The organism is Paenibacillus sp. 203 (assembly GCF_037027525.1).
Lineage (GTDB): Bacteria > Bacillota > Bacilli > Paenibacillales > Paenibacillaceae > Paenibacillus > Paenibacillus polymyxa_B.
In genome coordinates, this window is sequence record NZ_JAXCHD010000002.1 from 483954 (window position 1) to 502693 (window position 18740).

Annotated in this window: 20 protein-coding genes; 5 read left to right on the forward strand and 15 right to left on the reverse strand. The window is 46.3% G+C overall.

The genetic code is table 11. The features are described from left to right. Window positions 1-103: 103 nt before the first annotated feature. From WA407_RS05410 to WA407_RS05430, 5 genes are all read right to left on the reverse strand, one after another. A complete protein-coding gene (locus tag WA407_RS05410) occupies window positions 104-433 on the reverse strand; it encodes a carboxymuconolactone decarboxylase family protein (protein ID WP_013309744.1) in 330 nt (109 codons plus the stop codon). A gap of 118 nt (window positions 434-551) precedes the next feature. Further along, a complete protein-coding gene (locus WA407_RS05415; RefSeq protein ID WP_061828588.1) occupies window positions 552-773 on the reverse strand; it encodes a hypothetical protein in 222 nt (73 codons plus the stop codon). A 140-nt stretch (window positions 774-913) separates the two neighbouring features. Further along, window positions 914-1258, reverse strand: a complete 345-nt coding sequence (locus WA407_RS05420) for a hypothetical protein (protein ID WP_007429850.1) — start codon at window positions 1256-1258, stop codon at window positions 914-916. A gap of 101 nt (window positions 1259-1359) precedes the next feature. Next, entirely contained in the window at window positions 1360-1932 is a 573-nt protein-coding gene (locus WA407_RS05425; protein WP_336076936.1) for a xanthine phosphoribosyltransferase, read from the reverse strand. An 84-nt stretch (window positions 1933-2016) separates the two neighbouring features. Then, window positions 2017-2622: a DedA family protein gene (locus WA407_RS05430; RefSeq protein WP_235308041.1), complete on the reverse strand. Its 606-nt coding sequence runs from the start codon at window positions 2620-2622 to the stop codon at window positions 2017-2019. Between the two features lie 140 nt (window positions 2623-2762). On the opposite strand from WA407_RS05430, the gene WA407_RS05435 reads away from it, so the two are divergent. After that, complete coding sequence (locus WA407_RS05435) at window positions 2763-3869, forward strand: YkvI family membrane protein (RefSeq protein WP_028542811.1); 1107 nt, start codon at window positions 2763-2765, stop codon at window positions 3867-3869. On the opposite strand, the gene WA407_RS05440 is transcribed toward WA407_RS05435, so the two are convergent. After that, entirely contained in the window at window positions 3866-4990 is a 1125-nt protein-coding gene (locus WA407_RS05440; RefSeq protein WP_235308040.1) for a glycosyltransferase family 4 protein, read from the reverse strand. The two genes, WA407_RS05435 and WA407_RS05440, sit on opposite strands and share 4 nt — an antisense overlap. A 207-nt stretch (window positions 4991-5197) precedes the next feature. Here WA407_RS05440 and WA407_RS05445 point away from each other — a divergent pair, with 207 nt between their 5' ends. Continuing rightward, the gene (locus WA407_RS05445; protein ID WP_235308039.1) at window positions 5198-6379 is read left to right on the forward strand and encodes a GGDEF domain-containing protein; all 1182 of its coding nucleotides are present in this window, start codon (window positions 5198-5200) and stop codon (window positions 6377-6379) included. Between the two features lie 124 nt (window positions 6380-6503). On the opposite strand, the gene WA407_RS05450 is transcribed toward WA407_RS05445, so the two are convergent. Continuing rightward, window positions 6504-7286 carry a pseudouridine synthase gene (locus tag WA407_RS05450; RefSeq protein ID WP_235308038.1) on the reverse strand — a complete coding sequence of 261 codons (783 nt, stop codon included), beginning with the start codon at window positions 7284-7286 and terminating at the stop codon, window positions 6504-6506. Then, the gene (locus tag WA407_RS05455) at window positions 7283-8947 is read right to left on the reverse strand and encodes an RsmB/NOP family class I SAM-dependent RNA methyltransferase (protein WP_336076996.1); all 1665 of its coding nucleotides are present in this window, start codon (window positions 8945-8947) and stop codon (window positions 7283-7285) included. The genes WA407_RS05450 and WA407_RS05455 overlap by 4 nt, the downstream gene beginning before the upstream one ends. Before the next feature lie 163 nt (window positions 8948-9110). Between WA407_RS05455 and WA407_RS05460 the strand changes: the two genes are divergently transcribed. Next, entirely contained in the window at window positions 9111-9638 is a 528-nt protein-coding gene (locus tag WA407_RS05460; protein ID WP_013309735.1) for a thioredoxin family protein, read from the forward strand. Window positions 9639-9722: 84 nt separating this feature from the next. Here the strand turns inward: WA407_RS05460 and WA407_RS05465 are convergent, their stop codons facing one another. From WA407_RS05465 to WA407_RS05475, 3 genes are read right to left on the reverse strand one after another with little or no spacing between them, the layout of a single operon-like run. After that, window positions 9723-10292 (reverse strand): DUF309 domain-containing protein, encoded by a 570-nt coding sequence (locus tag WA407_RS05465; RefSeq protein WP_336076937.1) that lies wholly within the window; start codon window positions 10290-10292, stop codon window positions 9723-9725. Further along, a complete protein-coding gene (locus tag WA407_RS05470) occupies window positions 10293-11105 on the reverse strand; it encodes a GTP pyrophosphokinase (RefSeq protein ID WP_023988035.1) in 813 nt (270 codons plus the stop codon). A gap of 34 nt (window positions 11106-11139) precedes the next feature. After that, complete coding sequence (locus tag WA407_RS05475) at window positions 11140-12234, reverse strand: quinone-dependent dihydroorotate dehydrogenase (protein WP_336076938.1); 1095 nt, start codon at window positions 12232-12234, stop codon at window positions 11140-11142. A gap of 218 nt (window positions 12235-12452) precedes the next feature. On the opposite strand from WA407_RS05475, the gene WA407_RS05480 reads away from it, so the two are divergent. Continuing rightward, window positions 12453-12599: a hypothetical protein gene (locus WA407_RS05480; RefSeq protein WP_023988033.1), complete on the forward strand. Its 147-nt coding sequence runs from the start codon at window positions 12453-12455 to the stop codon at window positions 12597-12599. A 27-nt stretch (window positions 12600-12626) separates the two neighbouring features. Here WA407_RS05480 and WA407_RS05485 read toward each other — a convergent pair whose 3' ends face one another. From WA407_RS05485 to WA407_RS05495, 3 genes are all read right to left on the reverse strand, one after another. Next, window positions 12627-14051, reverse strand: coding sequence for a L,D-transpeptidase (locus WA407_RS05485; protein WP_235308036.1), 1425 nt, complete (start codon window positions 14049-14051; stop codon window positions 12627-12629). 266 nt (window positions 14052-14317) lie between these two features. Further along, window positions 14318-14560, reverse strand: coding sequence for a ferredoxin (locus tag WA407_RS05490; protein WP_013309730.1), 243 nt, complete (start codon window positions 14558-14560; stop codon window positions 14318-14320). A 160-nt stretch (window positions 14561-14720) separates the two neighbouring features. Continuing rightward, window positions 14721-16001: a DNA polymerase IV gene (locus WA407_RS05495; protein WP_235308035.1), complete on the reverse strand. Its 1281-nt coding sequence runs from the start codon at window positions 15999-16001 to the stop codon at window positions 14721-14723. A 294-nt stretch (window positions 16002-16295) separates the two neighbouring features. Here WA407_RS05495 and cimA point away from each other — a divergent pair, with 294 nt between their 5' ends. Next, complete coding sequence (gene cimA / locus WA407_RS05500; protein WP_069291637.1) at window positions 16296-17912, forward strand: citramalate synthase; 1617 nt, start codon at window positions 16296-16298, stop codon at window positions 17910-17912. 43 nt (window positions 17913-17955) lie between these two features. Here cimA and WA407_RS05505 read toward each other — a convergent pair whose 3' ends face one another. After that, window positions 17956-18600: a TlpA family protein disulfide reductase gene (locus WA407_RS05505; RefSeq protein WP_336076940.1), complete on the reverse strand. Its 645-nt coding sequence runs from the start codon at window positions 18598-18600 to the stop codon at window positions 17956-17958. Between the last annotated feature and the right edge of the window lie 140 nt (window positions 18601-18740).

Consider the following 18740-nt stretch of genomic DNA (forward strand, 5'->3'; position numbering starts at 1 on the left):
AGACACCAACTGTGCTCGGAAGCTCCTTTCCATATTCATCATATATCCAAATCGATCTATAACCGCTATGACGAAGTATAAGCTCATCAATTAATGATTCGCCTTATTGCAACGCCTTCTGTACACGCGTTACCCCTTGGCTTAGAGCATGTCCTCCACCTACTGCTGCGGCTACAGCAATGGTCTCCATAATTTCCTGATCACTGGCTCCTTTGGACCGCGCCTCGTCCACGTGATAAAACGTGCATACTTCATTGTTGGCAAATAAGCCAATGCCTAGCGCAATCAGTTGCTTGGTTTTCTCATCTAGACTGCCGGCTTGAAAGCACTCTCCGGTAAAGCGATGATATGCATGAACTACCTCGGGCAACTGATCTTCCAAATGGCTGATTTGATCCTTGTATGCATGTACTTTTTCGTCCATAACCGTCATTGACACAGCACGTCCTCTCTGTTGAATTTTCCTTCATTACTGTGTCCGATTTAGAGTTTCTGTATGCCTAATGAATCACCCAGTTATTTTTATCCAACACCCATTTGAGAACCCATTCCTAATCCAGATCTATCGGATTGTGACGCGGCTCGCTGAACGACTGGTATGTATAGCTGCGATCCAATTTGACCACACGTCGATTCTGGCGACGAATAAGCACCTGTTCCTCATCCCATGCCAGTACAATGCCCACAACATCGTTGGACTCCAATCCATCGCGTACGACACGCACCTTTTCACCGGAGAGTCGATAAGCATCCAATTCTTCGTCCATAATCATCCTTGTCCCCTCCTTATTCACTTTTTTAACATAACGATCATGGTTCTATATACATGAAAAAAGTTTAAAAAGAGACCTAAACGAATCATTTAGGTCTCTTCTCTCTTACTACTTATATGGATTGCCAACAGAGCGACAAATTATCCCGACTGATTCACACTGTGATCATGTTCTTTTGTATCATTCTTCTCATACCAGAAGTCCAGCACTTGTGCAGACAACACTCGCTGATCTACATACTCCACTTGGTGAGCAGTAAATTCTTCTTTCCAAGAGAAGGACAATTCTTCGCATAGGTTAACCAACGTCAACAACTCAGACCAGGCCACATAGCGTTTATACCAAAAAAACTGAGGATGTTCAATCATATAGGGATACAAATCGTCGAATTCCGTATGCTTACAATCCAAGGCACGCTCAAAGTGTACTTTAGCCGCTGCCAGTTTTTCCAGAAAAAACTGTTCGGTCAATTGTTCTTTCCCCATGTTGCTGCCTCCTCTCCAAAACCTTATCTATATTATAAGCGAAATTGAAGCTCATGCAAAGGTTATTATTAGAAATAAGGATCAGGAGTTTTGAATTGTTACTATTCAGCAAACTCAATCTTGCCGTCAGCTAACGACGAAATTTTGACCAATGACTCTACACGAATACCCTGCTCACGGATGGTTCTCGCTCCGGCCTGAAAGCTTTTTTCCACCGCGACACCAAATCCAACCAACTCCGCTCCGGAGCGTTGAATGATTTTAACCATACCTCGCGCCGCATCACCATTAGCAATAATATCATCAATGAACAGAACACGGTCATATTTGTGAATAAATTGACGAGACAGCATAATATCCGTAACAATACCTTTAGTAAACGAAGGTACGCGTTCACACAGCGCATCTGGATCAGCTAATAGGGTCTTTTTACGACGAGCAAATACCAACGGTACACCCAATTCCAATGCTGTCGCAAACCCGATGGCAATGCCTGAGGACTCCACGGTTACTACTCTGGTAATCTTCTCTTCTCGGAAACGTGCTGCGAACTCTCGTCCCATTGCCATTGTCAGTTCTGGATCAACCTGGTGATTAAGCAAACCATCCAGCTTCAGCACCTGATCTGATGCAATCACGCCTTCATTTAAAATTCGTTTCTTTAATACTTCCATTACATGACCTCCCACGGCAATCCTATGCGGTAAAAGTACCATACTTCACCCGCCGCTTTCAAGCTATAGCTGCTTTCCATGCGGTCATGTGACATTTTTTTTACGCTTGTTCCAGAACCATGCGGTGATTCCTCCCGCAACGATTAAAAGAATAACGACAAGCCCTACCTGATGCGTCACCTTCTCCATTAGCTTCGCCACCTGCTCCCAATGCATGCCCACCGCATGTCCAATCCCCAAAAATGTACCGCACCACAGCAAAGCTCCTGCTGATGCATAACTGATATAGCGGAAAACGCCTAAACGGGTTGTACCTGCCAGATATGAGGATACATGTCTCAAGCCGGGGACAAAATATCCGAACAGGATTCCCCAGGTACCATAGCGCCCAAACCAATTTTCAGAAGAGGCAATCCTAGAAGGCGTAAGCCTCACCCATTTTCCGTACCGATGCAAAAGTGGTTTGCCCAACAGACGCCCCAATGTGTAGCTAAGCATCATACCCGTCATACTACCGAAAAATGTGACTGCCAGTGCAGCAATGAAGTTGTAGTGCCCTTGAGACACGAGCCCGCCGAAGGCGATCATTAGCACTTCGTCGGGTATCGGCATACCCGCTACTCCAAGTGCAAGCAAGCCGAACATTGCCAAATATCCGTATTCAAGTATCCATGCAAGGATTTGACCCATAAATTACGCTCCCGTCAAGCTATTCATTAATTCACTTTAATTATTTTCAGTCTCATCCAGTCATGTCCTATTTCAGTTGAACATAGTTTGTATTATATGCTCGCTGCAGCGTTATTCAAGCAGGCAAGGAGGGACTGGGGATGAAACGTAATATTCATGTTTTTCAAATTGCTTTTACATACATCGGTACAATCGTCGGTGCCGGATTTGCTACCGGACAAGAAATTCTGCAATTTTTTACGCAGTATGGTCGTTGGGCTACACTCACTATTATGCTATCCACAATCATATTTGTATGGTTGGGTACGAAAATGATGCTGATCGCTCATGATATTTCAGCCAAATCCTACGAGGACCTGAACAAACATCTTTTTGGTGCCAATGCCGGGAAATGGATTAGCTGGTTCACACTCATCGTGTTGATTGGCGTAAACAGCGTCATGCTGGCAGGAGCCGGCTCTGTTTTTGTAGAGCACCTTCACCTGCATTACCAAACCGGACTGCTTATTACACTGATTGGTACTTATTTGCTGCTAAGTAAAGGCATTAAGGCCATCTTGCACATGAACACCGTGGTTGTCCCTCTGATGATCATCATGTCTCTTCTGCTCGTTCACAGCACGCTCTCCATGCCCAATCCTCAGAGTTTTATTACGAATACGACAGATCACAGTACATTTCGAACCTTGCTCTCTCCACTGCTGTACACGTCCTTCAACCTAACTATGGCCCAAGCCGTACTTGTACCACTTGGCAGTCAAACCTTTTCCCGAAGAACCATCCGCTGGGGCGGAGTTTTGGGCGGAGTTGGTGTCGGGTTTATGCTGATGGCTGCACACTTTGCCATGTCAGCACATATGCCGGGTATTCAGCAATTTGAAATCCCTATGGGAAGCATTGCTTACCGTCTGGGTGCCTTTGTCGAAATCATATACATTCTACTCATTTTCATGGAAATCTTCAGTACCTTTGTAGCCGACATTTATGGAGTCAGTCTGCAAATTCGTCAACATGTCCAAATTTCGCCCAAGCTCATCACACTATTCATTATGCTCACCTGTTTTTTAATCAGTCAGTTCGGCTTCAGTTCACTGTTATCTGTCCTTTATCCTATTTTCGGAATGCTCAGTCTGATGTGGGTTAGCAAACTGATCATAGCAGGACGCAGGAGACCTTTCCGTTCCTCACGTCCTCGCTCCAGCTTTCGGCATTCCGATTCCAAACCAGGTGGTACTCGTCATGGTTAATGTGGGAATTTCAAATACATTTTCTTCAACTCGTTAACCGCCCGACTTAAAGAATAGCTTGATTTAGCTTTATCGCAGGCAGATCTAGCCAGCTCATAACGATAGGCAGGGTCAGCAATGACCTTCTCTAATGCGTCTGCCAGTGCCCTCGGATTGTCGGGTGGCACGAGCAGACCATTTACCCCATCTTCAATCTGCTCCGGTATTCCTCCCACTTCTGTACCTACCAATGCCAGACAACTTAACGCTGCTTCCGCAAATACCGAACCAAAGGCCTCCGCCCGAGAAGGCAAGACAAATACATCAAAGAAAGGCATAAACTCTTCTGGATGAAGGGTATATCCATAAAAAATCGTCTCATGGTATATATCGAGCTGTCGCGCCATCTCTTCCAGCTCAGGGCGAACCGGGCCGTCTCCAATAATATGAAGCACAAAATCCAGGTTTCTTTTTTTAAGTTCAGCACAGGCCCGCAATAAAATATCCAGTCCTTTCGCCGGAACAAGGCGACAAACGGTTATGAGCTGTGTCACTTCATTTTCGTGCGGAATGGGTTTGAAGCGCTTCTCATCATATCCATTCGGAATGACTGCGATGTCTTGCGGATTCTGAACGTAAGGAGTTAAGTAATGCTGAAAAGAATGAGATACCGCTATCAGGCGATCCGCCTTCTGCTCCATTTCCCCATACAGTGACACCAAGAATTGGTGTTCAGGCCCGTTCTCCTCTATTTTCCCGTTTAGAATTAACTCCTTCTCATAGGAAGAGTGAATCGTCTGTACGAGCGGAATGTCAGGAAAAACAGTTTTCATGGCGATTCCCGCAATCGGATGATGGGCATGAATGAGGTCATAGGGCTTCTGAATACGAAGCCGGGTCCACCACAAATAGTCACGGTACGTCTGAATATATTTTTGAACGATTGGATATTGTTCATATCTCGTCCAGTCAAAGGTATCAAAAGTTACTTCGTCCCTACCCTTGTTACGAATCCGTTTAGGGATTGAAAATAGCTCCATTTCCCAACGGGGGGATGTAAATCGCTCTTGCAGATATGGAATCATGGATGAAACGCCTCCCGGTTGCTCGGGTGGGAAAAAGAGAGCCTGTAGCAATTTCATGACGTGCTTCCCCTTTCAAGCAATTAAACTGCCCGGATCACAGATTGTATGTATAGGTTTCCGGATTTTCTGAAAGATGATATATTGAGAATAAATGTTAGTCACAAAAGAAAATTATAACATTTTAAATAGGATAAATCCTGTCTATTGTATCGGAACGATATCAACCGTTCAATAGATTGACTATTTTGGCAAATGGAGTCGGTGATGTTGACGTTGTTGTCCTTATCGGGAACCTTGGGTTTCCCATCTCTGGCCGGGGCTGTAAGTGCAGCCTGCGGTTTGTATATTATACTCATGATGGCACTGATGTGCGTGATCATATATAGCAGACAACGAAAAAAAGCCTATATCCTTTTTTCGGTTGCCGCTATTATTATTATGACATATGAAGCCATGAATCTCTATTCAGCAGGTGGAGGCAAGATGCAACTCCAAGGAATCGTGTGGAAAAATGTGCTGGAGGCGTCTGCCTTCGTGCTCATCAATGCCGCCGTATTTCAACTCTACCGGAAGCTGAAACGCTTGCAGACATGGACCTTGCTGCTGCTGGGTGCGTTATTGATATTGCCGGTTATTGCCTGGACTGCAGGTTTGTTGCCCGCTTGGATCAGCGCAGCGAAACTGGTTGGGTTCACTCTGTTTTATCGAGTACTGGTACTTATACTGAGCCTTGTGTTCATCACCCCACGAATCGGACAGCCAAAGAAGTATGTAGCGGGCTTATTCATGTATTTGCTCTGGCTTGGCTATTTGTGGCTGCGAAATGACATCCCTGAAGAAGCTGGAAGATCAAACACAGTCCTATATATGTCATTTTTACCATTGCTGTACTACACTACGTTATTCCTCATCCTGTTTGAACGGATTGTGGAACTGCTCCAAAGGATTTACCGTTCTTCCATCACCGATGGCCTGACTGGGCTATATAACCGTAAATATTTTTCGGGACGACTACGGCGATATATGGATCAAGGAATCCGCGTGTCGGTCATTTTTTGCGATATTGACAATTTCAAAAAGTTGAATGATACGCAGGGCCATGCTCGTGCGGATGAAGTACTCAAACAGGTGGCACAGATTATGGAGGATGAACTGGATGAAATCGGACTGACCGGGCGATACGGTGGCGAGGAACTGGTCGCAATGGTTGTGGATCGACGTGCCAAGGTTGGACATGTCGCAGAACGTATCCGCCAGCGGGTCGCGGAAGAAAGCATTGTCACCATCAGTGTCGGACACAGTACAGTGAAGAAGGAAATGAACCCGGATGAACTGGTCAAGCAGGCCGATCAAGCGATGTACATATCCAAAACGACAGGTAAAAACAAGGTTACAGCTTATACAGCAGCCGAAGTGAAAAAGAGTCGGGCAGCACGCGCACAATAATTCGTAAACTGCGATTCAGTGTTGAACGTTGAGTTTGAATAATTCTCTGCTGGTTGTCTATATCATAAAATGACGCACAGGAATCTCATAAGAGCCTGTGCGTCATTTATATTTAATCTGCTCATCAAACTTCTGACGTTGCAGATGCTATATCCCGGCCGATCCATGCCAGTTCTTCACTAGTCAGCTCTCGATAGCTGCCCAGTGGAAGCTGTTCATCCAGCTTTAATGGCCCCATAGCTATTCTTTTTAAATAGGTCACCTTTTTACCAACCGCTTCGAACATACGCTTCACTTGATGAAACTTCCCCTCATGGATTACAAGCGAAATATAGGAAATGAATTCTCCATCTGCCTGGTGCGGATGTTCATGGCGAAGAATGGTCAACTGTGCAGGAAGGGTAACATACCCATCATCCAGTTCCACTCCTGCTGTAAATTGATGAATATCCTCCTCCGTGACATGACCCAATACGGCAGCCTCATATGTTTTAGGGACATGCCGCCGTGGAGAAAGTAGTTCGTGCGCTAGCTTACCATCGTTGGTCAACAACAATAGCCCTTCTGTATCTTTGTCTAAGCGTCCAACTGGAAAAGGCTCAAAGTGTCGTTCCTCCGCGCTCAGCAAATCCAGCACCGTCCGCTCCCTTGTATCTTCGGTTGCAGATATAACGCCCGGTGGCTTGTGCAGCATGATGTAAATATACTCCCGAAAAACAACACGTTCCCCGTTCACTTCAATCTGATCCTGGTATGGATGAACCTGTAAGCCGCTATCCTTGGTGATCCTCCCGTTTACCGTGATCATCCCTTGCTTCACCTGTCGCTTGATATCACTACGGGAGCCATATCCCATATGGGTCAAAACTTTATCCAAACGTTGCGTTTGTCTCCCTTTTCCACTCATACCGATGTCCACCTCCAACCTGTAGGGTATTCATTTTTGAGCATGCCGTCCTGCCATTTGCCCCACCCAGCCGAATAACCATCAATGCACACGAGAGTATAGCCTTTGGGCTGGACTTCGTTCCGCAGTGCCATTCTCTCAACGGGGATGGACAAGGTCTCCCCTTTTAAATACCGGATGGCCTCAGCATCTGAACTGGAGAGATTAATGCTTCTAGCCGCCTCTGAAGGGCGTAATGCCACCGCCAGCGGGTGTGAGGGCACAAAGCGACCATTCTTGTCGGTACCCATAAACCAGCCTGGTCGCACCACCTTAAGGCCGTCCAAACGATGTGATGCCAATGGCGACTGATAAATACGATCTCCATAGACCACCGTATAGCCTGTAAAGGACACCTCCAGCTGATCCTTCACAAATTGGTGATAGGACTCCAACACATCTTGTGGGGAGCGTGCAGCGGATTTTACATTCTCTTTGCCAGAACGAGACTTATTGCCACCCAAGCCGCGCGCGGACTTTCCTTTACCGGACTTCCCGTCCATTCCTTTTCCACTTCGTTTAGGCTCACCAGTCGCATGTCTTCCTTGACCGCTTGGCGTCAGTGCTTCCTTGACGGACAAAAACTGCTTCTTCCGTGGATACGCTGCATCTATGTTCAATGCCCTGTCATTCTTGCCCTCAAATGGAGTCAAATCCCCGGATTCAGTGTGATCTTCAGTCCCAGTGACACGACCACCTTGGTGTTGCAACACAGCGATAAAATGGCCTTCACCCTCTACGAGATGCGGCCAAAGGCGTGCTGTTCCCCGCAGTTCGGGGTGTGATGCCGAGACCTCTTCACTCATCCATTCCGGGTGGCCTGGTGCAAAACCTGCTTCCGATGGAACAGGGACTACGTCAAAATCGGGATGAGCCTCCAGAAATTCTGCGATCATTCCTTCATTTTCTTCTGGCGCAAAGGTGCAAGTCGAATAGACAATTCTCCCTCCTGTGCTCAGCATCGAGGCCGCTACACGCAAAATGTCCCGTTGCATGACTACACATTTATCCACCGAATGCGTTTCCCATTGTTTTGCCATATCCTCATCTTTGCGGAACATACCTTCTCCCGAGCAAGGTGCGTCAATTAGTATCTTGTCAAAAAAATGAGAAAAGGCATCGGCGATTCGATCCGGGCTTTCATTCAGTACCACGGCATTACGCACACCGTACAATTCCACATTTTTAGCCAACGCTTTGGTTCGGTCCGCGCTAATATCATTGGTCACCAATACGCCGCTTCCTTGTAGTTTGGCAGCTATTTGGGTCGATTTCCCGCCCGGTGCGGCGCACAAGTCCAATACAGCTTCATCTTGAGCTACATTGAGCAGTTCAACCGGAGACATTGCACTCGGTTCCTGTATATAGTACAGTCCCGCATGGTAGTAAGGATGTAACCCCGGCTTCGTACCGTGAGGAATGTAAAAACCCGTGGCACACCATGGAATCGGCCGCAGTTCGAACGGAGAACGTTCCTTAAAGTCCTCCACCGGAATTTTTAACGTATTGACGCGAATCCCGGCATGGGGCGTGTGGTCATAGGCGGTCATAAATGCTTCAAATTCGTCGCCGAGCAGTTGCTCCATGCGCTTTACAAATGCTGTGGGGAGCTGTACACCCATAATCGTAATCATCCTGTCCTTTTAAAATAAATTTTATTGTACCATATTCAACCTGTTATCCTGCAATATCGGTGTGATTTACAAACTTTCACTACAATCTGTAATGTTGTATAATAATGAGATTCATAGCTACATATTTTGAATTTTGATAGGAGAGATTGCATTGAACGCACAAAAATCCAACAAAAAAAAGCTTATACCTGTCATCGGCTTTTTTGTTGTGCTGGTCATTTTGCTTGGAGTACTGCTCGCTTTAAATTCAGGCACTAAAAACAAGCTGTATGGCGTTTCCACAGCCTCGTTAAATCCTGCTACTCAAGAGCTGCTAAATGACCCGAACTATCAGCAAATTATTAAGCCGGAAGATCTACAGAGTAAAATTGACAAAAAGGAAAACTTCTTCGTCTATCATTTCGCGTCCGACTGTGTGCATTGCCGCGCCACTACCCCTAAGCTCTTGCCTTTGAGCAAGCAGGAGAACATTACGATGCACGAATTTAATCTGCGTGAGTATGAGGATGGCTGGGACAAGTATAAGATTGAGTATACCCCTACGCTCATTTATTACGAAAAAGGCGTGGAAAAGGAACGTATGGTAGGCGGGTTGAAGGAAAGTCCTTCGGACAATGGGTATACACTCGACGATTTCAAAGCCTTCTTTGAGAAATATAAAAAGAACGTAACCTCCTAGTCAAACGTTCACACACCTGAAACGATAAAGCAGCCCGATCCTTATGAAACGGATCGGGCTGCTGGCTTATCATGCGCTTCAAACTCAAGGCGCATCCTTCGTTTCCGCCGAGACAGAGCCTGAGCCTCCAGCTGCCTGTCTTCGCCTAATTGAAGCTGCCAGCGCCTGCTGACGCTGCTCATGCTTTTCCCCACGCCGAGGACCTCTCTGCTGCGGGATGTTGACTGGAATGGACGACGATGCCTTCTCCACGGCCCGGCACAGCCCGGGCTCGACGATTTCTATCGTCAAATCCCGATAAATCGGCGGTTGGTGCTGAAGCTCTTCCGTGCCGGTCATAACTGCTTCAGCAAGCTGACGGGCGCAAACGCGCGCCTCGTCCACCAGCTTCGTCATATTAATGCCAAGCGCCTGCGAAGGAGCATGCTCCAGCCTGTGGACCGCACTATTCAGCATCATATGTCCACCACGATAGTTACCATTCCGGAAATGATACAGTCCTACAGCAACTTGAAGCAAACCTTTATATACAGGGTCACGGTCCAGCTTAAGCCACAGCTCTTCCAGTACCTCATGACATTCAAAGTAATCCCGATCCCGATTGAAGTATACCAAATAAGTCACGTACAGCGGTTCGTAGGAAAGGTTTTCCATTTAATACTCATCCCTGTCTTCTTCCTTGGTAGAGGCTTCTAGCATCTCTTTGACCTCATCGTGAAGCAGCTTGATTCCTTCCATGTCGTGCCGTTCCCACAGTTCATTAAATCTGCGCTGCGCATCAATCGTTTCACTGATCTTATGGTAGAAATACAGCCGGTGCATACCTGTTAGCACTTTAGAAACGATATTGGCTTCATCCTCGAACTTTTTCTGCGCTTCCAATATTTCAAGACGCATAGAAGACATCTCATTATCCAATACAAAGGCTGCCTCAGCTGCCTTTTTCAATCGTGTGCGCATATTATCAGGCAAGCTTTCACGATACTTATAGCTAAGAGAATGCTCTATGGTTGCCCAAAAATTCATAGCCAAAGTACGGATTTGAATTTCTGCTAGCACAATTTTCAGCCCCACTGCTGTTTGAACCGGATACTCCACAATCATATGAAAGCTGCGATAGCCGCTGTCTTTATAATTGGTGATATAGTCCTTTTCATACAGTACGGTCAAATCCTTACGTCTTCTGATATATTCGGCCACCCGCCGAATATCCTCTACAAATTGGCACATAATGCGAATGCCTGCAATATCCTCGATTCCCGTCTCCAGCTGATCAGAAGGAACCTGTAATCTCTTTGCCTTATCGAGGATGCTTGATATTTTTTTAACCCGTCCGGTTACGAATTCGATAGGAGCGTATTCCTCGCGCTTTTTCAGCTCCGCACGCATTGTTTTGAACTTGACCTTAAGCTCTTCCACCGCCTGATCGTATGGCAGTAAAAATGTTCCCCAGTCTCTTCCGTCCATCCCCGTACCTCCTGTCTCTTCCGACAACACTTTTTTATCTGTGATCTGCACCAACAGCCTCGGTAATGTGTCTAAAGCCGTCCTTTCGAAGCAGCTCACGCAGGCCAGCATGTATAGCCCTATTTACTTCCGGCCCTTCGTAGATCAATGCTGTATAAATTTCAATCAGGCTTGCGCCTGCTTTAATTTTGTCATAGGCATCACGACTCGTGAAGATGCCGCCTGATCCGATAATAGGCAGCTTACCTTCCGTCTGGCGGTACACCCGTCCGATGACCTCTGTGGAACGGTCACGCAGCGGCTTACCACTCAGCCCTCCTGTTTCACTCGCATTTCGGTGTGTCAGACCAGCTCTGGATATTGTTGTATTGGTCGCAATAATGCCGTCTACTCCACTGGCAGCAATCGCATCTGTCATATATTCCAATTCTTCATCCGATACATCTGGCGCAATTTTAACCAGTACAGACTTGGCATTGCCATACTTTTTCGCCTGAACTCCCATCTCTGCCCGAACCGCTTCCAATAGCGACTTCAGTTCATTACCATGCTGGAGCTTTCTTAAATCCGGCGTATTCGGCGAGCTAATATTCACTACAAAGAAGTCCGCATACGGATACAGTGCGGAAATACACTTTTCATAGTCTTTATGAGCATCCTCATTGGGCGTGATTTTATTTTTGCCGATATTAACTGCGACCGGAACAGGTCGATGTTTGAGTGCAGCTAGACGTTTGGCCATGCTCTCAGCACCCAGATTGTTAAAGCCCATCCGATTGACTAACGCCTCATCGGGAGGTAGTCGGAACAACCGGGGCCGATCATTGCCGGGCTGTCCCACAGGTGTCACCGTTCCCACTTCCATAAATCCAAACCCGATGGAAGAAAAACCAGTAACCGCTTCTGCATTTTTATCCAGTCCTGCAGCCAGTCCAATCAGGTTGGGAAAATGAATACCAAACAGATCAACGGCAAGATCCTCCGTTTCCTTGACTCCGTACATCCCTCGCAGTGTCGCTGCTCCACCAGGGAATGAGCCCGCATGTTTTAAGCCGTCAATGACTACATGATGGGCCGTCTCTGGACTCATTTTAAAAAAAACAGGTTTCGCAATCCTTCGATACAACACGATTCATCCACTCCGTTCTATGCCCTTGCACAATCCTAAAAAAACATCTCTACAAAATAGTTTAGCTTTTTCCATACCAAAAAGAAAGTAATTTGCGAGGTGTAGCTCCAGAACAATTCAGTTGTCATGGAGATGTCATTGAAAATGTATAATCAAACCATTTACAATGGACATAGTAAGACAAGACCTTAGCCCGTTAGAAAAGAGGGATTGCTGATATGAAGACCAAGCGCAAGCCGCCCAGTCTGCAAAAGAAAAAGGATGAGGTGAACAAGAAAGCGATTGTATGGACCGCCGTCAGCTTTGTTCTCCTCATCATTGTGATTATTCTGGTCATTGTTTTAGCACAAGCAGGAAATCGTTAAACACCAAGTAGCAATAGCATCAAAACGTTAATTTAGCCAGTGATAGGTTTTGCGGGGATTCGTCTGGTCATGCTGCGGCTCACTTGTAAATCGAGAACCAGGCACAAGCACTTGATCAGGCAATCCCCCGTTACCAATAACTACCTCCGTACCCGAAGGTACGAGTGCAAACAATTCCTCCACATCCTCTTTACCCATTCGGACGCAACCCAACGACTCATTTTTGCCAATGCTGTCCGGCTCGTTCGTGCCATGAATGGCATAATTCGTTGCAGACAGTTGCATTCCACGGCTGCCAAACTCACCGTTGGATTTGCCGTTCGGATTTACTACTTTATCGGTAATCACAAACTTCCCTTCTGGTGTTCTTTCTCCGCCCAAACCGATAGGATAATTTCGAATAAGTACATTGCCACTTACCAGGGCAAGCCTGTGCTTGGATTTGTCCACCACAATTCGCAGCGGTTGCCCCAGAAAAGGTCGTCCGTGCAATGACGATGCCAGTAATGGACTGCTTTCGGCCGACGAGTCAGCGTCTAAATCTACTGCCTTCCCTGTTCCCTGTCCTGGTGAAGCAAGTAAATTACGCATAGGTGTAAAAGCCTTCTTCATCCCGTCTGTCGTACCGTACATCGTATTAGCGGGAAAGTCTCGAGTCAGTTCATCAAGACTCTGGGGAAGACGTTGATGCTGTGAGCGAAAAGCACGCATGGAGCTATTCAATACAGCTAATTCCTCCTGTCCAGCAGCCCATTTTAGACCTGCTTTGCGAAGATTTTCACTGTCTGATGGCTTGCAAGCACACGCAGCGGCGTCGTAAGACTGAACAGCTAATCCACCGTTTCCTTTGTTCTGTACACTAAGTAATGGCTTCATACCCTCTCTCCAGAGCAGCCATGAGCCCCCTTGCTCCATACCCAACACTGTAGTCTTGGACGGCAGTCGGCTAGTCTTAGCCAACAAATCAGTAAGCCCCGTTCCAGCTCCACTCCCTTTTCGGGCTTGAGCCGTAAACACACCACCAACCACACCGATCTGGGCCATCTCCTTCGGATCAGCAGTGGCCACTTTCGTAACTTCAATATTATCAATTGCTACCTGCTCAGTTCCAGAGGGATCAGATGCATTTTCATTTGAAGGTCTCGGTGAATTGGCTGAAGGAACCCATATGAGCAGTAGTACCATTAACGCAGTTAACAGGTGGCGTGTTCGAGCCGTCCTTCGCTCCTTCTCCTTCGACATTTGAACCAGTTTATCCTGATATTCCATCCATACGTCTGCCGGAATCTGTTTATGCTCGAAGGCTTCGAACACTTCTCCTGCGCGATTAAAGCAATAATTTGCTTTGCCCTCTTGACCGCTGCTCTCATACTCTTTGCCGAGTAAATACCAGGCCATTTTATTATCAGGGTGTTTTTTTACATACGATTTAAGATGAGGCGAATGGTTCATCGGATCCTCCTGATCGTGTAATCTTGCATACTTCCTATTATGTATATCGGCAAAAATAGACTCGATGGACAGCACATAAAAAAACGTCTATCGACGTACTCTCACGGAAGCCAGACCGCGCTTGGCAGAAGTCTTTCTTGCGATTATAGGATAGTTCAGCTCCGCTGAACCATTCTATAATCTAAAAAAACAGCACCAACAGCTTACTTTCACCGTTATACGGCGAAGGGAGCTGTCAGTGCTGTGCCTATCGAAGAAGCCTACGCTTAACCTTCTTTATTGAACGGCTCGTCTGCTACTTTGATGGAATCTGTAGGGCAACCGTCACAAGCATCCTGCATATCATCAAACAAATCTTCTGAGATCGCCTTGATGCCTTGGTTTGCATCCCCTTCAAAGATCACTTCTGCCAAACCTTCATCATCATAATCATAAATGTCTGGTGCTGTAGCGCCACACGCTCCGCAAGCAATGCATGTATCTTTTTCTACCCAAGTGTATTTAGCCATAACTTTTCTCTTCCTCCTATACAGTCAAACAAACCAGCTTTTGCATTCTATTCACATATTAATACAAACCCAATATTATTACAAATTATTTTCCTTTATCCTTCATACAAAAAACACTTATAACGTAGCTTGTGATGCTTGCAATAATCTACCCAAAAGTTCACTCCGGAGTTGGTAGATTGTCTTTTTGCAGCGAAGTTCCGCGCAACTTGGAGTTGCGAAGAAGTACCGAAGGATCATCTCCCAGCATCCCAGCGGTCAAAATTGCATTTTCACCAAACTTATCGCGCAGTGCATCCATCGTCTTCAATAAGCTTTCCTTCTTAGGCTGATCCTGGTATTCAAATAGATCCATTTGAACGGCCGCTTCCTCCTTTGGAATGAGCTGCTGTAGCGTTATCCCCAGCAAGCGCACTGGCTTATCCTCTCCCCAATGGCGACGATACAAAGAACAAGCTTCCTTATATATGTCCTCTGCACTTTCCGTAGGAGTACTCCTGACCTGAGAACGCGTAAAGGTCTTCATATCCGGCGTCCGAATCGTCAGTTGTATACCTCCTGCCAGCATACCGTGTCGTCGAAGCCGCCGGGCTACCTGATCACTAATGTTAAGAAGTACCCGTTGGGCTTCTTCCAGCTTTACCACATCCATAGGCAGGGTAGTCGTGTGACCAATGGACTTGTTTGGCTCCCGTTCAGTGCTGACTGGAGAATGGTTAATCCCATTAGCGGCCAATTTTAACCACGAACCCGTCACACCAAATACGCCAACCAGCATATGCTCATCAGCCTTAGCTAGTTGTCCAATGGTGCGAATGTTCATTTGTAGAAGCTTATCTGCCGTTTTGCGGCCCACACCAAACAATTGACCACAAGGAAGGTTCCATAAAATGTTGGGTACATCACGCAAACGTAGAATAGATATCCCGCGTGGTTTTTTCAGATCAGAGGCCATTTTGGCCAGCAACTTGTTGGGAGCAACTCCAATTGAACAGGGCAGACCCAGTTCGTCCTCTACTCTGCGCTGGATTTCCTCAGCAATTTCCATAGGTGTTCCAAACTGTTTGGAGCCAGAAATATCCAGATAGCACTCATCGATTGAAGTTGCTTCCAGCATAGGCGTATATGAATAGGCAATACTCATAAATGCTTTGGAATAACGACGATACAAGTGAAAATCAGGCTGTATTACGATGAGCTGCGGACAGATCCGACGAGCCTGCTGAACGACCATCCCTGTTGAAATGCCCAATCGTCGAGCTTCATAAGAGCAGGTTACAATTACACCTTTGCGCAGCTCACTACTGCCTGCCACCGCGGTAGGCAGTCCCTTATATTTCTCCGGCTCCTCCGCTGCATGAACGGAACAATAAAATGCATTCATATCCACATGCAGAATAACTCGTCCACCAGCCGGATAATAAGCACTGACATCTTTCATGCTCAACCCTTCTTTTTAACTGTAAATTCACCCGTCATTGCGGGAATATGTGTTTTGATTTTATACTTGAAATACCCTTAAATGCTATTTCTATTTTACATAAAAAATAAAGGTTTTGCGGCTAAAAATGATAATTATATATTACAATTGAAGTCATAAGTTGATATAATCGACTAACATACGAACACGACAAACTAACGCTTTCCTGTTTTTAAGCGTTAAACAACTAAATTAATGTGCTTAAAAAAAGCAGAGCATCACCAATCTGAGCAATCCGCAAAGGAGGAGTCCCTCATGTCCACCGCTATTTCTATCTTTGACACAACGCTGCGAGACGGCACTCAAGGAGAAGGAATTAGCTTGTCTGCTGATGACAAATTGAAAATCGCCAAAAAACTCGATGATCTCGGTGTTCATTATATTGAAGGCGGGATTCCCGGAAGCAACAGCAAGGATATCGAATTTTTCAAACGGGTACAAGAGCTAGGCCTTCAGGCAAAGATTGTCGCCTTCGGCAGCACGCGCCGCAAAGATAGCATCGCAGCACAGGATGTCAATCTACAACGAATTCTGGAATCCGGCGCTCAGGCTGCTACACTTGTGGGTAAATCATGGGATTTTCATGTACACACCGCCCTACAGACGACACTGGAGGAAAATCTGTCTATGATTTACGACTCCATCGCCTTTTTAAAGCAAGGGGGCATGGAGGTTATTTTTGATGCCGAACATTTTTTTGACGGATATAAAAACAATCCCGAGTATGCAATGGCCGTTATGAAAAAAGCAGAAGAAGCAGGCGCGGATTGGCTCGTGATGTGCGATACAAACGGCGGTACCCTACCGCATGAGATTCAGGAAATTGTCACTATGCTGCAAAGCCAGATAACGAGGTCGCAGTTGGGTATTCATACACACAATGACTGCGAATTGGCAGTAGCGAACTCTCTAAGTGCTGTACAAGCAGGCGCAAGGCAGGTTCAGGGTACCATCAACGGCTACGGTGAACGGTGTGGTAACGCTAACCTGTGCTCCGTCATTCCTAATTTGCAGCTCAAGCTGGGCTACGACTGTCTAGATACTGAGAAGTTAAATCAACTCCACAATACAGCCCGCTTTGTGAGCGAAGTCGCCAACGTCAATATGCCTGTGAACCAGCCTTATGTAGGCAATGCAGCTTTTGCCCATAAGGGGGGCATTCACGTGTCAGCCATTCTGCGCGACTCGCGAACTTATGAGCACATCGCTCCTGAACTCGTGGGGAACAAGCAACGGGTCTTGGTCTCCGAACTGGCCGGGCAAAGCAACGTGGTATCCAAAGCACAAGAGCTGGGCATCACCCTTGACCCATCTAGTGATGAGGCACGTGGCGTAATTAGCCGCATCAAGGAACTGGAGCATCAGGGGTACCAGTTTGAAGGCGCGGATGCTTCGTTGGAACTGCTCATTCGTGAAGCAGGTGGTGAAGTGAAGGAAATGTTCTCTTTTGAATCCTTCAAAGTGCTGGTAGAGAAAACTGCCGGCCGCCCGGTCGTATCCGAGGCATTTTTGAAACTGAATGTCGCAGGGACGAGTGTCTATACCGCAGCTGAAGGCAACGGTCCTGTCAACGCGCTCGATAACGCACTCCGCAAGGCTCTTTCTCAATATTTCCCTGCCTTGCGGGACATGCATTTGGCTGACTACAAGGTACGTGTGCTTGACGAAAAGGATGCCACTGCCGCCAAGGTACGTGTGCTCATTGAGTCTAAAAATTACGAGGACGTCTGGAGTAACGTAGGTGTATCTGAAAATGTAATCGAAGCCAGCTGGGAAGCTCTCTTGGACAGCTTCCGTTACGCATTATTGGAAGCACCGACTCCAAAAAACGATCAGGCAGAGCTTACTCATCATGGATTAGTTAATCACTAATCAGGTGCTCGCACGAGCTTATAAGGTGTCTTTGGGGTCTAGTCTACTCGGCTCCCAAAGACACCTTCTTTTTTTCAAGAGTTTCTATTTTGCGTTCCAACTCCTGCTCACTGAGCATGCCGATTATGATTTCGCGGACCTGTCCATGATGATCAACCATTACATGGGTTGGAAAAGCTATCCCTCCAAATCGTTCAAACAATGCTCCTTGCTCATCAAGTAAAATGGGAAATTTGAGATCCAAAGAGTGGGAAAACTTTTGTACATCCTCCAATCGATCATAGCGAGTTACATTGATACCATACACATCCACATCATCTTTGTACTTACTATACAACTCATTCAGCATAGGCGCTTCTAATCGGCACGGATCGCACCACGAAGCCCAGAAGCTAATAACCAAAGCTTTATTGCGCGTGGCCCCTACATCGTAGGTCTTGCCGTTTAACCCCTTTAAAATCATAGAAGGAAGCCGTTGACCAGGCTTTATCTTTTTCATTACCTCTACCGCATCTGTTTCATCCTCTACCTCTTTCTCAGCTTTAAGTCTTTCTCTACCGTATTCCTCTTTTAATGGTTCATTTTCCATGGACAGGTTTGCTGCATAAATTGTGTTTTCAATAACTCCCCACGAAGCCCCAACCACAACCAACATAACCATCGCTCTGATGAAAAGAAATCTTTTCACAGTCTTATCACCTGTCTTTCGTCTAAATGACCCTTACCTTCTCCATAGGATGCCCATACTGTTCCCACCTCTAACCTTCTAAATCTGAACAGGACGCCAAAAAACAGCAAACCCACGAAATCGCGAACTTGCTGTTTTTA

Excerpts from the sequence above, each read along its gene's own strand:
- WA407_RS05490 (WP_013309730.1), bottom strand. The coding sequence starts at position 14,560 with ATGGCTAAATACACTTGGGTAGAAAAAGATACATGCATTGCTTGCGGA.
- WA407_RS05430 (WP_235308041.1), bottom strand. The coding sequence starts at position 2,622 with ATGGGTCAAATCCTTGCATGGATACTTGAATACGGATATTTGGCAATG.
- WA407_RS05465 (WP_336076937.1), bottom strand. The coding sequence starts at position 10,292 with ATGGAAAACCTTTCCTACGAACCGCTGTACGTGACTTATTTGGTATAC.
- WA407_RS05455 (WP_336076996.1), bottom strand. The coding sequence starts at position 8,947 with ATGGGTGTACAGCTCCCCACAGCATTTGTAAAGCGCATGGAGCAACTG.
- WA407_RS05480 (WP_023988033.1), top strand. The coding sequence starts at position 12,453 with ATGAAGACCAAGCGCAAGCCGCCCAGTCTGCAAAAGAAAAAGGATGAG.
- WA407_RS05445 (WP_235308039.1), top strand. The coding sequence starts at position 5,198 with ATGTTGACGTTGTTGTCCTTATCGGGAACCTTGGGTTTCCCATCTCTG.
- cimA (WP_069291637.1), top strand. The coding sequence starts at position 16,296 with ATGTCCACCGCTATTTCTATCTTTGACACAACGCTGCGAGACGGCACT.
- WA407_RS05495 (WP_235308035.1), bottom strand. The coding sequence starts at position 16,001 with ATGAAAGATGTCAGTGCTTATTATCCGGCTGGTGGACGAGTTATTCTG.
- WA407_RS05470 (WP_023988035.1), bottom strand. The coding sequence starts at position 11,105 with ATGGACGGAAGAGACTGGGGAACATTTTTACTGCCATACGATCAGGCG.
- WA407_RS05420 (WP_007429850.1), bottom strand. The coding sequence starts at position 1,258 with ATGGGGAAAGAACAATTGACCGAACAGTTTTTTCTGGAAAAACTGGCA.
- WA407_RS05450 (WP_235308038.1), bottom strand. The coding sequence starts at position 7,286 with ATGAGTGGAAAAGGGAGACAAACGCAACGTTTGGATAAAGTTTTGACC.
- WA407_RS05415 (WP_061828588.1), bottom strand. The coding sequence starts at position 773 with ATGATTATGGACGAAGAATTGGATGCTTATCGACTCTCCGGTGAAAAG.
- WA407_RS05410 (WP_013309744.1), bottom strand. The coding sequence starts at position 433 with ATGACGGTTATGGACGAAAAAGTACATGCATACAAGGATCAAATCAGC.
- WA407_RS05425 (WP_336076936.1), bottom strand. The coding sequence starts at position 1,932 with ATGGAAGTATTAAAGAAACGAATTTTAAATGAAGGCGTGATTGCATCA.
- WA407_RS05435 (WP_028542811.1), top strand. The coding sequence starts at position 2,763 with ATGAAACGTAATATTCATGTTTTTCAAATTGCTTTTACATACATCGGT.
- WA407_RS05485 (WP_235308036.1), bottom strand. The coding sequence starts at position 14,051 with ATGAACCATTCGCCTCATCTTAAATCGTATGTAAAAAAACACCCTGAT.
- WA407_RS05440 (WP_235308040.1), bottom strand. The coding sequence starts at position 4,990 with ATGAAATTGCTACAGGCTCTCTTTTTCCCACCCGAGCAACCGGGAGGC.